Annotated in this window: 11 protein-coding genes; 3 read left to right on the top strand and 8 right to left on the bottom strand. The window is 54.8% G+C overall.

Annotated elements, in window-relative coordinates; translation table 11 throughout:
- Nucleotides 1-170 precede the first annotated feature (170 nt).
- Both C4S74_RS06015 and C4S74_RS06010 read right to left on the bottom strand, forming a co-directional pair.
- Nucleotides 171-3,560, bottom strand: a complete 3,390-nt coding sequence (locus C4S74_RS06015) for a tubulin-like doman-containing protein (RefSeq protein WP_103994448.1) — start codon at nt 3,558-3,560, stop codon at nt 171-173.
- A 63-nt stretch (nt 3,561-3,623) separates the two neighbouring features.
- Nucleotides 3,624-5,378: a VWA domain-containing protein gene (locus C4S74_RS06010; RefSeq protein ID WP_181024325.1), complete on the bottom strand. Its 1,755-nt coding sequence runs from the start codon at nt 5,376-5,378 to the stop codon at nt 3,624-3,626.
- Between the two features lie 213 nt (nt 5,379-5,591).
- Here C4S74_RS06010 and C4S74_RS26410 point away from each other — a divergent pair, with 213 nt between their 5' ends.
- The 3 genes from C4S74_RS26410 to C4S74_RS06000 are packed head-to-tail and all read left to right on the top strand — an operon-like array spanning nt 5,592 to nt 8,460.
- On the top strand, nt 5,592-5,738 hold the full coding sequence (locus C4S74_RS26410) for a hypothetical protein (RefSeq protein ID WP_181024324.1): 147 nt from the start codon (nt 5,592-5,594) through the stop codon (nt 5,736-5,738).
- Nucleotides 5,735-6,673 (top strand): hypothetical protein, encoded by a 939-nt coding sequence (locus tag C4S74_RS06005; protein ID WP_103994446.1) that lies wholly within the window; start codon nt 5,735-5,737, stop codon nt 6,671-6,673. The genes C4S74_RS26410 and C4S74_RS06005 overlap by 4 nt, the downstream gene beginning before the upstream one ends.
- Nucleotides 6,670-8,460 carry a hypothetical protein gene (locus tag C4S74_RS06000; protein WP_103994445.1) on the top strand — a complete coding sequence of 597 codons (1,791 nt, stop codon included), beginning with the start codon at nt 6,670-6,672 and terminating at the stop codon, nt 8,458-8,460. The genes C4S74_RS06005 and C4S74_RS06000 overlap by 4 nt, the downstream gene beginning before the upstream one ends.
- Before the next feature lie 316 nt (nt 8,461-8,776).
- Here C4S74_RS06000 and C4S74_RS05995 read toward each other — a convergent pair whose 3' ends face one another.
- The 6 genes from C4S74_RS05995 to C4S74_RS05970 form a co-directional block, all read right to left on the bottom strand.
- Entirely contained in the window at nt 8,777-9,754 is a 978-nt protein-coding gene (locus tag C4S74_RS05995; RefSeq protein WP_103994444.1) for an S-layer homology domain-containing protein, read from the bottom strand.
- Nucleotides 9,755-9,965: 211 nt separating this feature from the next.
- A complete protein-coding gene (locus tag C4S74_RS05990) occupies nt 9,966-11,225 on the bottom strand; it encodes a glycosyltransferase family 39 protein (RefSeq protein ID WP_103994443.1) in 1,260 nt (419 codons plus the stop codon).
- Between the two features lie 87 nt (nt 11,226-11,312).
- Complete coding sequence (locus C4S74_RS05985) at nt 11,313-12,008, bottom strand: ABC transporter permease (protein ID WP_103994442.1); 696 nt, start codon at nt 12,006-12,008, stop codon at nt 11,313-11,315.
- The gene (locus C4S74_RS05980) at nt 12,001-12,924 is read right to left on the bottom strand and encodes an ATP-binding cassette domain-containing protein (protein WP_103994441.1); all 924 of its coding nucleotides are present in this window, start codon (nt 12,922-12,924) and stop codon (nt 12,001-12,003) included. The genes C4S74_RS05985 and C4S74_RS05980 overlap by 8 nt, the downstream gene beginning before the upstream one ends.
- A gap of 87 nt (nt 12,925-13,011) precedes the next feature.
- The gene (locus C4S74_RS05975; RefSeq protein WP_103994440.1) at nt 13,012-13,968 is read right to left on the bottom strand and encodes a sensor histidine kinase KdpD; all 957 of its coding nucleotides are present in this window, start codon (nt 13,966-13,968) and stop codon (nt 13,012-13,014) included.
- Nucleotides 13,965-14,717, bottom strand: coding sequence for a response regulator transcription factor (locus C4S74_RS05970; protein WP_374755392.1), 753 nt, complete (start codon nt 14,715-14,717; stop codon nt 13,965-13,967). Before C4S74_RS05970 ends, C4S74_RS05975 begins: the two co-directional genes overlap by 4 nt.
- Nucleotides 14,718-14,739 lie beyond the last annotated feature (22 nt).

Below are 14,739 nucleotides of genomic sequence, written 5' to 3'. Positions count from 1 at the left end.
CCCGCACTTCACGGCACTTTGCAATACTCCACAGTACTTCGCGATAATTCACGAAACTCCATGGCAACTCTATTGTGTTTCCCGCTAATTTGCCTGCTGCTTTTCACGTGTTGTTTCCGGCTAAATTTCCATCGCGTTGTCTCTGCTTCGTTCTATTTATCTTCCCTGCGCTACTTCAAGCTTTTCACCATATCGTTTACTTTACCGGCCACCAGCTTGTAGAACTGGTACATGTCTTCTCCGGCCGCATATTCGGCACGATCGTAATCAAGCGCCGATTTGGCTTCCTGATAAGAGGCCGCCATGCCGCGCAGCGTTTCCACCAGTCCCGAGATATCTTCGGAAGCGATCATCTCCTGGCTGCGTCTGGATGATTTGCGCTGCAGCAGGCTGAGCCGCTTGGCGTCGAGAGCGCGCATTTTGCTGTAAATCTCGTATTCAACGAACTTGTTCGTCTGCATGAGATTTACGAACGGCTCCCAAGGATCTTCGTCCGCATCGTGGTCATAGACGTACAGGGCGCCCTTTTTGGCAATGGTGGACGTGTACATCGCTTCGATATACTGCGCGACGAACTTCTCCTCGTCCTGGTGGGCGCTGAGGGCCTGCTCCAGCTCACCGATTTTGCGGACGATGCCGTCGTACTTGCGCACCTCTTCCCTTACCTGCTTGAGCAGTTCGGGCGAGCGGATGAGGTTTTCTTTCGCCAGTTCCTCGTTGACACTGCCGAAGATGTCTTTGCTCCGGTCCGCCTCCAAGCCGTTCTGAAGGAGAGCTTTCAAATCGTTGACGCAGCGCTGAAGCTCACCGAAATTCGGACGCTGCGAATTCAGCTGGAGATTATAGGCGGAGATAAACGCTTCGACATCGAACGGCTTCGTCAGCATGCACTCGTAGCGGTTGATCGTGCCGCTGTCTTCGCCTTTCAGGCGGACGGTACGGTACTCCACGGCCCGGTCGAACAAGCTGCGGACACTCGCGTTGTAGGACTTGACGCGACCGTTCTCATACGTCTCGCCCCAAGACTTCTCGGGAATCGGAGACGGCAGATACGTCCAGTTGACGCGGTCCGTCTGCACGAGATGGCGGCCGATGCCTTCCGGCTCCAGAATGGTTCTCTCGTAGCTTTCCTCGTACACTTTAAGCGGCGTATACAGGAAGAGCGGAATTCCGTTCTGCGTATTGAGCCAGAAAATCCGGTTCTTCACTTCGCTTTCCTTAATCGTAAAGCGCGAGTTCGCGATCGCGTTGTCCTGGAAGTTGCGGATGCCCTTGAAAATGTTCGGGGCCTGGACAGGAACCGAGACAAATCCCCAGGAAGGGAAGTTGAAATGGCCCGAGCTGTTCGTGAGATGGAACACCGGCTTCGCCTCTTCGTACAAGCGGCTGGCGATGCGGCCTTCTACCAGCTTCTCGATGGAATCTTCGTGGCCGTATTTGATAACAAGATACTCTTCCATCGATTTCGTAATCAGCTCGCCGAAGTGATCCGTCAAGAACTCGGAAACGGAGCCGATGACATCGACCTCCTGCTCCTTGATCCACTGGTTGGACTTCTCCAGCAGCTCGTTCGTGAAATCGCGGATCAGCTCGTCCGCGTTGCGGTCTTCCGTCACCTGACCGATCAGCTTCGCGATATCGGGAACGCTGACCACGTTCCAGTAGTACGTGCGGTTGCCTTTGTGGTCGATTTCCTCGTCGCCTCTGGTGAGAATATCGCCGTTTTTCTCGAAAATTTTGTTGAGCTCGGAAAGAAGCTCCGTAAACACAAGATAAATGCGGGAGTTTTCCTGATTAATAAGATTGTACAAATCCTCGTAAAACTCGATCATCTGCTCCATCCGCTCACGGTCGGCGTGCAGCAGGTATTCCTGGATTTTCGCTTCGATATAAGCGTCTTTCTTCCGGTCCTTGGAAATGAACGCGCTGCGCGCTTCGGTCATTTTCTGCTCGGAATTTTCCTCGGCTGCCTGGATGTCCCGCGGAATGCGGTACAAGCTTTCCTTAAGCGATTCGATATAGGAAGAAATCAGCTTCAGCAAGCAGAAGCCTTTGTCCTGCAAAATGATCCGGGACACGTAAAACGGCCCCTGTTCCGGATTCCGGAATATTTTCGTCACCTGCTCGGAGAAAGCTTCCTTCACTTGTCCCGGCAGCTGCTTGCGGGATTTGATGTATTCCTCGCGCGCCCGCGACAAGAAGCTCTGCTCCAGCTCGGTGTCGATGTTGACGACCTGCTGCTTGATCACGTTCGAATAGCTGAGCCGCTCGCTGTTCTGGTAGCCCGGGATCGGCTCCGGAACCCGTTTGTCGAACTCGCGGTGAAGCGAATCGGGATCGAGGCCCAGCTTGTGCGCCAGCTTCTCGACTTCTTCCTGCGACGGGCCGGCGTCGAACATCTTTTCCATCCGCTTGAATACTTTGTACGCCAGGTAGGTGGTCATTTCCTCGATCGGCAGCACCGCAGAAGAAGCTCCCAGAATGTTGTACTGATAGTTGGCGGCATAAGCTTTCGGCATCTGATTGATGTTCGTGCGGATGTTGCTGATATAGTCGTGAATGGCAAATTCTTCGCCGGACTGCTTGTCCTCGCTTGCCATGAAGTTGGTGATATTCTCCGCCGTCACGTTCATGCAGTAGTCGTACGCGTTTTCCAGCAGCTTGCCTTCCAGATTGGTCGCCGAAATGAGATGCGCCAGGTTGAAAGGCGGCATCGGGGAATTGACCGTCAGGATATTCGCGTACTGCTGCTTGAAGCGTTCCGTGCGCTCGTCGACGTTCATCCAGTAGTCGAGCTCCTTAAGCGCCGCGTAGCCGTTTTTCTTGATATACTCGCGCGAATGCTCGGTCAGGCTCTTGTTCGCCAGATTTACGTCCGGCGTAAACAGATAGCCGAGCAGGCTGACCTTGTCCACGCCCGCGGAGCCGTAATCGCGCTCCAGAATGCCGCGGACAATATAAGAAATGTCGAGGAAGCAGCCGCTTCCCGTACCGCCGGAGAGGCCGGTCAGAATGAACACCATCAGCTTCTTGTTCGTGCCGATGGACAAGGTTTTGATTTTGCGCTCCAGTGTCTGGACGACCTGCACGATCTTCGTGAACAGCAGCAGGCGGCCAGCCTGACGGACGCCCGAAGCGCCGTTGATGCCGTCGGTGATCGTCAGCTCCGGCGACAGCCACTCCTTGATGTAAGGCTCCAGGATGCTGCGGTTCTGGAGAACGCTGCCGATCTCGGCATTGGACAGAAGCACGAATTCCGTGAGCGGATCCAGTCCGATGCCCTTATATTTCTTGTTGCGGTCATGCTCGTTCGTTTCGATCGCGAGAAATTCGACGTTGTTCGGCTTTTCTTTCTTTTTCTTCGTAAAAGGATCCTCCGGCAGCTTGAATCTCCGGTTGATCTGGTATTTCAGGCGCAGCAGCGCATCGATGCCCGTTCCGCCGAGACCGATGACGAGCATCGGGTTGTCGATCGTATCGACGCGGATTTTATCGCTGATAATTCCGCCGCCGAGAGAGACGTCGAGCTGCTGGATATGTTCCCTGACTGTTGCTTTCATAGCAAAAGACCCCCCATGTGTGCATTGTTTTTATTGGTTTTAAGCATGGTGTAAGTGCGGAATTTATTTCAGATATTCCAGTGAAACGGACTTCTGGATGTTCGGAACCGTCACGCGGATGCGGTCGTTTTTCTTGACTTCTTTGCCTTTCGAGGCGTCGAAGACCCGGCCGCCTTTCTCGATGGTGCAGGCGGACTCATTAAACAGAAGAAGCGTGTCGTTCGGACCCGGCTTGAAGACGATGCCTTTGGTTTCCGCAAATTCCGGCGCAAGGGAGAGCAGCTGGTGGAGCTGAACCTTGCCTTTGAAGCCGCTGAGCTTCTTGTACTGCGGGTTGGTCCGCTCCCCGGTCTCTTCGTCCTTGATCTCCACGACCAGCTGTCCGAAAAAGCCCTTGTTCGCTTTCTTCCAGAAAGCGAGTCCGAACAGGGCGGCCGCCAGCAGGACAACCAGCCCGGCGATCCACGAGCCGGTTTTCACCCAATTGACGCCTTTATCGCCGGACGCCTCTCCCGGAGCTGCGGCTCCGCCGCTATTGGCGGAAACGGAGGCGGGGGCGGATTCGCGGGTGAAGTTGGCGCTTTCCACCTTCACCTTCACCTCGTAAGCGTGGGAATCCGGGACTTTCCAGCTGCCCTCGATGCCTTTGTCCGTAAGCTTCAAAGGCGCTTCGGACGCCTGCTTCGTATCCAGGTCGGTAACGACCAGCGAAGCCTTGGCATTCTTGTACAGCTCGGCGTCGGCCGCCTTCTGGCCTCCCGACTCCAGGTGAGCCTTGACGGCTATGCTGTCGCCGGCTTTGGCCGTTTTGGGAAGCTGCGTGTCGAGCACGACCTGCACATCATAGTTGTACACGAGATTGATGTCGATTTTTTCCTGCGGAACCCCTTTTATCTTCAGTGTCCAGTCGCCCTGCGCAGGGTTCAATATTTTGATCAGCGAATAGGCGTTTGACGAAGTATAGACGATTTTGTCGGACGGAATGTTTTGCTCCTTGCCCTTGGGATCGAGCAGCTTGGCCTCCACCGGCTTGCCGGACATAATGGAGATGTTCGCTTCCAGGACGCTTCCGTTCGGAATCGTCACTTTCACGTCCTGAAACTGGCCGTTTGCCGTAAAACCTTTCAGCGGAACAACCTTCAGCTTCAGATGGCTGGCGTAAATTTCGCTCAAAATTTTCGGCAGATCTTCCGCCGAGCTGGTGACGAACAGCTTGCCGCCCGTTTCCTTGGAAACCGACTCCAGCTTGTCCTTGTTCAGCTTGCCGTCCGCGTTCAGCCCGATGGTGTAAACCGGGATGCCCTTGTCCTTGGCTTTCTGCACGGCCTCGCTGAGCACTTTGTCCGAATCCGCCTGCGATTTGCCGGGATTCAGAGAGTTGTTGCCGTCCGTCAGCAGCACAATGAGAGGCACATGGCCCTGTTCCGCGCCGGATTCCAGCACCTTAACCGCTTCGCTAAGCCCCACCGCGACGTCCGTATAGGGCCCGCGCGTCAGCTGGTCGATAAAGGTTTTCAAATCTTGCTTGTCGCCGGCGTTGTTGATCTTGAGCAGCGCCTTCTCTCTCAAAATCTGGTCCGTATAAGCGACCACGCCGATCTTGTCTCCTTGTACGGAAGCCATGTCCACAAACATTTTCATCGCTTCGTAGCTGACTTTGTTGACGTCGCTTTCGTTCATGGAAGTACTGACGTCCGCGGCGAGAACGGCATCGATCTTCGTATCGGTAGCGGCATCCGCCGCGAAGACTCCGCCCGGCACCGCCATGACAAGCAGCAGCAATGTCAGAGCCATATGAGCGTATCGTTGTAATTTCATCACGGGATGGTTTCCTCCAAAGCTTTAAGTTTACGCACGGCGGCAGGGGTTAAGCGCCGGCCGCGCTTCTTTTGTAGTAAAATGTAAAAGGTGGTAGAATGTTTGAACATCTCATTCACATCTTAACTTTTTCAACAAGCTAATTCCACTTTTACGGGGGTCCGGTTCCTAAAAATCCGGCAAATTTATGAAATTGTCCGATAGGAGAATAGTATGCTGACGATGATTGTTCTTGCCCTCCTGGTCCTCTTCGTCCTGATCCGCTGGCTGACGTGGAACTCCGCGAAACGGGCGGCCCTGACTACAGAGAGCATTGACCGGGAATTTATGACCGAGCTGAACGAAGGTGATCCCTCATGAGCGGCAGAATTCCGGTAGAGCTCCGCAAAGCCCGTCAAACCGTACATACGTATGAACGATTGAAACAGTGCACGCGTTGCGGCGCTTACTCCGTGCTCTGGCACGATAACTGCCTCTCATGCGGAGCCGAGCGGAAGTTCCTGTCCATCGGGGACATCGTTACTTCCGTGCTCAGACGCAATGTCCAGCGGGACGCGCTCATTCTGGCGGCAATCGCCTGCGCGGCCTTCTATCTCGCCCGCTCTTTCGAGGAGATGGCCCTGGCGGCCGGAGCGGGAGTTGTGCTCATCGCCGTCTACGCGCTCCTGCGCAGACGATACGCCGAGGCGCTTATGAACGCCACGCTGCGCAAGCTGCTGCTTGGCGAAAACCGGGCGATCCGCAAAGGCATCCTCCTGGACGTCGACGACGCCGCTTCCGACATGGAGGACGGGGATTTCAAGTCCGCCTACGAGAAGCTGAGGGAAATCGGAGCCCTCATTACCGGCAGCCATATCCGCAATCTCAAGATATACTGCCTGAACCGGTTTATTCTGCGCAGCGATATGGAGCTGGAACTGGGCACGCTCATTCCCGATGAGTTCGAGCCCGGCTTCATTACTTATCTTTACGAGGCGGCCAAAGTCAACCCCGGCCTGGTGCAGCGCGACACGCTCGATTATGTGCAGAAATACCGCGTCCAGATCGGCGGGATGCTGGAAGGGCGGGCGACGCTCGCCCTGGTTGCCGCAGCGGCGCTGCGCGTGAAGGAATACGCATTCGAGTACGCTTCCCTCCTTTACGATTTCGTGGACGAACTGCCCCGCGAACGGCTGCTCCGGCTGTGCCGTCTGATGAAGGAGAACCCGGACCGGGCTCCCGAACTGCGGCAGAAAGCCCTGGAAACGGCCGCCCGTAAATACGGGAACGATCCCGAGTTCGAGGGCTGCCTATGAAAGGACTGCACGTTATGCTAGGTTCTACGTACCACCGGTCCATCCGTTACAGAAACGGAGCCATTCTTTTACTGGCTCTTATGCTGGGCCTGGCGGGATATAAAGGGTACAGCGTCTGGCACAAGACCGATCTGTACGCCCGGGCTGCCGCCGAACAAGCCGCAGGCCGCGATATCGAAGCGGAGGACCTCTATATGAAGGCCCTGGGAATCTCTTCTTTTGATTACAAAAACGCCGAAATCGGAACCGCCCTGTACGCCCTCCGTCCCGTTACCGAGCTGAAGCGGCTGTTCGCGGCGCTGGCTTCCGAAATCGCCGTTACAAACGGGGGCACCGGGGAGCATGCCCGGCTGCTGCAGGCTTACGAGACCTATCAGGCCAAGAAAAAAGAGATCGGCACCGCCGACGAATCCGCCAAAAAGCGCTTCGGCGAGCTGACGGACGCCTACAAGCTGGACGAGCAGTTTACCGCTGCTCTGGCGGGAGCGAGAAAGTCGCTTACGGCCTCGCTTCAGGAAACCGGCTCCCCGGCGCAGGACGGCGAAGCCGCCATGTCCCTGCTGCTTCAATTGCCGGCTACCGTCTATAAAGACGAGAAAACCAAGCGAAAAGATTTGAACGCCCTTTTCCAGAAATATGATACGACCCGGCTCCAGACCGTTTTCAATCAGAAATCTTTCGAAGAAGCGCTCGGGGAAATCGTCCGGATTCGGGAGTTCTACTCGGAACGCAAGGTGGAGGCAGCCTGGGTGCTCCCTAAAGCCGAAGCCTACGTGCAGAGCACGCTGACCCGGCTGCTGGACGCGAATGACGTTCCCGGATTTCTGGCTCATGCGAAAACGTTTCAGAACCGTAAGGAGCTTTCCGGTTCTTCTACCAAAGTGAATGCTTTTATTCAAACGTCCTGGCGCAAGCAAACGGCCAAAGCGGAGCAGTTAGCCTCCGCAGGCAAGTTTGCGGACGCGATCGCGCTGTACAAAGTGCTCGGGGACTATAAGGATACGGGCAAAGATATCCGCCAGACAGAGATCCGCTGGATGGCGGCCGAGCCCGGCGTCCTTCTGGCGAAGGCGAAGGATAACGTCCGGTTCGTGCAGACCGCCGGAGCCAAGGGACTCTGGGGCTCGGAAGCGTTCGCTGCCGGCGTAACCGACCGCGGAACGCTGGTGACCGCGCGCCTGCAGGCCGACGGTTCAATCGTCTCGACGGAAGGCGGAATCGGCGACGGGCTGGCCGTCAAGGCCGTCTCCTTGGCGGACGGGCTGAGCGCGGGCAAGCTCCCGGTCGTGATGCTGGAGAGCCAGTCCCGCACCCGCAAAGCCCGGTATACGGCTTATGAAGTGGACGCCTCCAGCCTGAACGTGCTGCTCGACGTGGAGGCCGACGGCTATAAGCTGCAGAGCGCGGGCGTTCTGCTCGTCCGCAATCCCTCCGGAGCGGGCGGCGGCGCTGAAGCGGTCTACAAGCTTCAGGGAAAGCAGTACGCCTTGGCGGAAGTTCCGCAGCAGGTGCCCGACGCTCCCCTCGAAGCGAAGGACATCCAGCCGTCCGAGCTGCCGCAGCAGCAGGCGGACACCGTAGTCCGCCTGCCTCTGTCGATTACCCGGATCAGCAGCGGAACGGCCGTGGTGGAGATAGACGGCTTGTATATCCTGCTGACCGGCAATTTCTCTTGGAAGCCCGGCAGCGCTGTCGTTACGGGCGTCTATGCCGGCGAGACGAAGATTCTTCAAGGAGACCGCTCCGTGTCTGCTTACAAAATCAATGTGAGCCATATCGAGCAGTGATTCCGAGCATACGCCGATAACATGACGGCTCGGAACCGACCGGATCTGGAGCAGTTGAACTTCTTTATCCATGTTAAAACAACGGCAAAGGACATTCCCCCGTCTAAAGGCGGGGAAATGTCCTTTTGTTAGTTTTTTGAGCTGGAAGCTGCCCGTATAAAGAAGGTCAGACTTCACCGGCCGCCGAAAGTACGGAGCCCCCGACAGAACTATCCTTGCCGGACCGATAGTACGGCCTGGCCGGGCAGCCCCTCAGCCTTTTCTACTTATCCCAACGACGTCTGCCTTGTATGACAGCACCAGAGCCTGCCTCTTCCTACTTCCATTGGAAGGTCGGCTTCAAGCTCTTGATCCCGTCGGACAGATTGTGATAATCCGCGCCTGACTTAGCGTCTTCCAGACTGTACTGCACATCGGACGGATAACAGATATATACGTGCCGGTCCCCTTTCGCGCCGAGATAGACAGTACGGATCAGTTCGCTGGTCTGCTCGTAATCCTCTTTGAAGCCAACATTTACCGAGAAGAGCAAGCCGCCGTCGGATTTGCTCGCACGATGAATGAACCGGACGGAGTCCCCGTCCTCTTCGATATCGATTTTGCCTTCCCACTCCGCCGGAAGGCGGAACGAAAATCCGTACGCCTTATTGGCATAAGCGACCGGATTCAGCTTGCTCAAATCATAAACCTCCAGACTGCCCGGGCTGGGCCGCAGCCGGCTCTCGTTCACCTTCAGCCGCTGCACGAACGTAACGGCCTCGGCCCGGTTCAGCGTATCGTCTTTGCCGAAGCCTTCCGGGCTCCGCCCTTCCTTGCCTTCGGCCAGCCCCACGTCCAGCACATACCGGATGGAATCGTCCACGCTGTAATGCCGGCCCGACGCGCTTGCGAGAAGCTGGGCCGCCCTGCCTCTCGTCAGCGCTTTCCGCGCGGAAGCGTTCCGGTCGATGACGGAGGTTTGAACGACCGGCCACCCCAGCCGGCTCGCGTAGTCCACGTAAGGCGAGGCCCAATCGGAGCTGTCCGGGGCCGGCTTGAAATCTCCCGGCCGGTAAGCCCGGATCATCATGGCCAGAAATTCGTTCTGCACCACCGCCTGGGCGGGCTTGAAGCTCCCGTCCGGATAACCGTCGACGAGTTCATTATCGACCGCCCATTCGATCACGTCCCTGCCCCAGAAATCGTCGGGAACGTCTTTGAATGCACTCCCTTCGCCGTAAGATGCGGACGGATACAGCCCCGATAAACCGAAAGCCACTAACACGGCGGCTGCCGCTTTAACCCCTTTTTTCATCACAGCGGTCACTCTCCAGTCCTATTCACATATAAAATAAAAAAAAAGACCGGACTCCCTTTCAGAAGTCCGGCCGCACTCGCCTGATTTGGATGAAATGGAAGACTATTCCATGCTACCAAATCCAGGCGCGCTTTTAAAGTTACAACATTCTCCGCTTTCGTAACCATTTGCGGATATTTTTCCGGCCACGAGAAGGCCGCAAGTATTATTACGGATAGTGCCGGGCAGCAGAAGAAGACCTCCGGGACGGCAGCGATCCGAACGGCATCGCGATCAGGTAGGCGGCAAAAATCGTAAAGATAAATAGGATCGGATACATGTATCTCGAAAATTGGACGAACGGAATATGAACCGCGATCACGTACGCCACCGTCAGCGCCGCCACGAGAATATCTCCCCTGCGCTTGATCAAAGCCGCTATAAAACCCGCGACTCCCAGCACGCACAAAATAATGTGAAGAGCCAGAACGAAATTGTAAGGCATCCCCCAGAAGTCCAGCCAGTAGAACGTCTGCTCGAAGGCCAGAATCGTTTTATCGAACAAATACCATTTGATCGTTTCGAACGGCTTCGTTTTCAGGCTGTATAAAATAATATGGCCGACTTTCTCCGTGGAATCGTCGTAGACGTCCGGCGAGTATTGAGGATACTCCTTGAAAAATCCCGGAGAAGGCTCACCCGGAAGCACCCCCATCAGCATCGGATTACCCGACGAGTCCGTAAACGGGATAAACTTGCCGAATTGGACATAGTTCCGGACCCACCATGGACTTAACAGCAGGCAGGCGGTCAGAACGATTGTCGCCGTGTACACAACCATCTTTTTGAACGGGACCCGGCGGATCAGCCAGGTGACGCCGATTATGAGCGGAAACAAAATGAATTGAGGCTTAAAATAAGCGCACAGGGCCAGAAGAACCCCGATTCCTATGTATTTGCCGACGGACGGCTTCTGAAGCGCGTACAGGGTCATGCATACGAGCAGCAGAAAAATAATCTGAAAGATCCCCTCCGACAAGATAACTCCGCTGGTATAATAATTCGGCGGATACAGGGCGGCGATGATGCAGGCGACGAGCGCGACCCGTGAATTAAACATATGCCGGGCGATAACGAACAGCAGATAAACGGAAGCCGCCTGCAAGATACATTGAAAGAGCCTGACGGCGATCGCCGTATTTTCGTAATCCCCGAATATCCACATAAAGAAAGACAACATCACGGGAAAGCCCGGCATAATGAACAAGGTCGGGTTCGGGTAGCTTTTGTAGACGAGCGTCCCTTCCTCCACAAGCACCTTTGCCGCATACATATATTTGACGTCGTCATTGTCCATCTTCTCATAGGTGCCCAGTAAAAAATCGTCTCCGTAATAAAGTGCAGTGAAAGCGGAAACCGCCAGCACAATGGCCATAAGCGCATATAAAATGCGTTTTGTTCTCAGGCTTTCTTCCTTCAAAGTAAACATTTACCTGTTCTCCCCTCCTCAAAGAACCATCATACAACATCATGGAGGAAGGGTTCAATCCTTTCCTTACTTTCCAGTCCGTTCCACTTAAAGGACATCGGCCGTCTCTATTTTACGGACGGACCACCACGCAATCAGCACACCGGCCGCCGCAAAAACTAGTGGAAGAATGTACCCCGCACTCAGCGAGAAGCCCATGTTATTCGAATCGGTGACGGCCACCAGAATGACGGCGGAAATAATCGTAGCGGGAACCGACTTCTTCATCATGCCGAAAAGCAGTGGAATCAGGCAAATCCCTGCCGCCGACACGGCGTTCAGCAGAATACGCAGAACGTGATCCGCCATCATTCGGGCGGTTAACGTTTCGGGCACCATATTCAGCAAAGAATCCGCCAGCAGGAAAACGCCAGTTACAAACAAGCTGGAGAGGACAACCACAGCGAAGGTCCAGAAGCTGACCAGCAGCAGCTTGGCTGCCACAATCTTTTTCCGGCTGATCGGGTAGGTGAATAGAATGTTGACCGTTCCGGTATTATACTCCCCGATCACAAGCCTGGCCAGAATGACGGAGGCAAAAATAACGAACGTGATCTTGACAAACGCGATGATGGAACCGAACGCGATCGAATAGTTCAGGAAAGCCGCAACTCCGTTATCTACCCGCTCCGCTACATGAATCACGCCGACGAGCAGCAGGATCACGATATTGGCGATCACAATACCCGGCAGGTATCCGCCTAATTTATTTTTTTTAAGTTCCAGTTTCATCAATTTAAGCATGGACGCCGCCTCCGTGAATGGATTGCAGAAAATAATCTTCAAGCGAGCTGGCCTTCTTGTTCAGGGCATCGATTTCTACCCCGTTCAGAAGCAGACCCCGGGAAATTTCCGCCTGCGAAACTCCCCGTTCGTATATGCGCATCGTCTTCTCGTTGATGACTTTATAGTTGCGCATACCGAGCTTGTTTTCCAGCACATAGACCGCTTTGTTGAGGTCGGGCGTAACCACTTCGATGTATTCGGTATGTTTGCCTCTTACCTCGTCCATCGACACTTGCTCGATCATCCTGCCTCCGCTAATGACGCCGACCGTATCGGCAATTTGCTCGATTTCGCCCAAAATGTGACTGGAAATCAGCAGGGTGATGCCGTAATCCTTGCTCAGCATCTTGAACAGGCTTCTCAATTCCTTGATACCGACGGGATCCAGTCCGTTAATCGGCTCGTCGAGCAGCAGCAGTTCCGGACGGGTCGTGATGGCCCGCGCGATTCCGAGCCGCTGCCTCATGCCGAGCGAGAAGTCTTTGACCGGCTTGCGGTCGATATTGTTCAATTGGACCAGATCGAGCGCCTCCAAAATGGCGGCTTTATTGTAGAAGCCCATATATTCGCAGTGAAGCTCCAAATTTTCCATGGCAGTCAGCCTGTCGTAAAATACCGGATACTCGATAATGCTGCCCATCCGTTTCAGAATTTCGTAAGAGCGCTCCGTCAGTTTCTCTCCGAAAATTTCGATTTCCCCGCCGGTCGGTTTAATCAGATTGGTCATCATTTTCATTACGGTCGTTTTGCCCGCTCCGTTCAACCCCAGAAATCCGTAAATTTCCCCCTGCCGGATCGTCATGTCGACATCCGAGATCACTTCTTTGCCGTCAAACACTTTCGTCAGCCGGGTCGTTTTCAGCAGTGTGCCCATTGGTTGGCTCCTTTCGTATCTCCTCTTTCTGATTCTTAGTTTAACTTCCGGTTTTCTCTTTTTTATTACTCGAATCTTACAAAAATCTTACGTCCTCCCGTAAGCCGTTTTTTTGAGCTTCACGGTGAACGTTGTTTTCACGTAAGGCTTGCTGGTCAGCGTAATAACGCCGCCAAGCTTCTCCACCAGCCGCTTCGTAATCGTCAGCCCGAGGCCGCTTCCCTGATAGAGGGAGTTGCGGGAATCCTCCAGCGTATACATGCGCTCGAAGACCCGGTCCTGATGAAGCTCGCTGATCCCCTTGCCCCGGTCCCACACTTCGACATACGCGTACTCTCCGTCCTCGCGCAGGGTAAGGCCCAGCGTTTTTCCGTCACTGCCGTATTGGAAAGCGTTGGAGATGAGATTGTTCAAAATGCGCACCAGCGCCTCTTCGTTCCCCAGCACGTAAACCGGAATCTCCGGCATCTCGATTACAACCTCCACACCCTTGGAGGTCAGCGGCTCATAGAAAGCGAGGATCGTCTGCGAGCACACTTCGTTGAGAAGAACCCGGATCAGAGGAATATCCCGATCCCCGGACTCCAGCCGGGCCAGATCGAAAAACTGATTGATCAGGGCAAGTACTTCCCCGGCCTTCGCATGGACTTTCCCCATCAGCCGTTCCCGTTCTTCGTCAGGCGTGGACGGGTTTTGAATGAGCGTTTCCATATAACCGAGCACGACGGTCAGGGGCGTTTTGAGATCGTGTGAAATGTTGGCGAGCATTTTGCGCATCGAATCTTCGGTTTTGTTGTAGGTGGCCGTTATTCGCTGATTGATCTCCATAAGCCCGTTCAGTCCGTTCAGCAGAGCGATCAGCTGCTTGTCGTCCGTCAGATGAAGCAGTTTCCCACGGGCGGCGTCTCCGCTTAATAGCCCGTCCAGCCGGTCCGTGATGTAGGCAAGGCTCTCGTCCCGCTTTTTCTTGCTTCTGTACTGCACGAAGTGAAAAATGAGGGAGACGGCAAGCAGGGCGAGCAGCAATCCTGTCCATGCGGTCATTCGCCGAATTCTCCCAGCTTATAACCGATTCCCCAGAGCGTCTTGATATAAACGGGATTCGACGGGTCGTCTTCGATCTTTTCCCTCAGCCGGCGCATATGGACGTTGATGACATTTTCATCCCCGAAATAGTCGTCTTCCCATACGGAGCTGTAAATTTGCGCTTTCGTGAAAACCCGTTTGGGGTGAACGGCAAACAGTTTCAATAGATGAAACTCCTTGGACGTCAGTTTCAGCTCCGCTCCTTTTTTGCTTACCGAAAAATTATCGAGGTCGATGACCAGCTCGTGAACGCGCAGTAATCCGGCCGGGGCCGGTGTCTGTTCCACGGGTGCCGCATACTGCGTCGCCCTGCGGATCGCCGCTTTGATCCGGGCGGCCAGCTCGATCATGGAGAACGGCTTGGCGATATAATCGTCCGCGCCGAAGCCGAGGCCGAGCGCCTTATCGACATCGCCGTCCTTAGCGGACGTAATCAGAACGGGTACGAGGCTCCTCCGGCGTATCTGCTGAAGGAAGTCCATGCCGCTTAGTTTCGGCAGCATCAGATCCAGCAAAACCAGATCGAACGGCTGACCGTCAAACATGCGGACCGCTTCTTCCCCGTCGTAAGCACGCACCACCACGAACCCTTCCTTCGTCAAATAATCGCTTACCATATCGCTGATTTCGGTATCGTCTTCCACAAGCAGCAGTGTATTTTGCATGTTCATCCCGTCCATTTCCGCAATCTGTTTCGGTTGAATCATATCATGTTTCGGAAAAGCCGGG

The sequence above is a fragment of the Paenibacillus sp. UNC499MF genome (assembly GCF_900107975.1).
Classification (GTDB): domain Bacteria; phylum Bacillota; class Bacilli; order Paenibacillales; family NBRC-103111; genus Paenibacillus_F.
The sequence above is the reverse complement of the archived record's forward strand: the minus strand, read 5'-3'. Positions and strand labels throughout refer to the sequence as shown.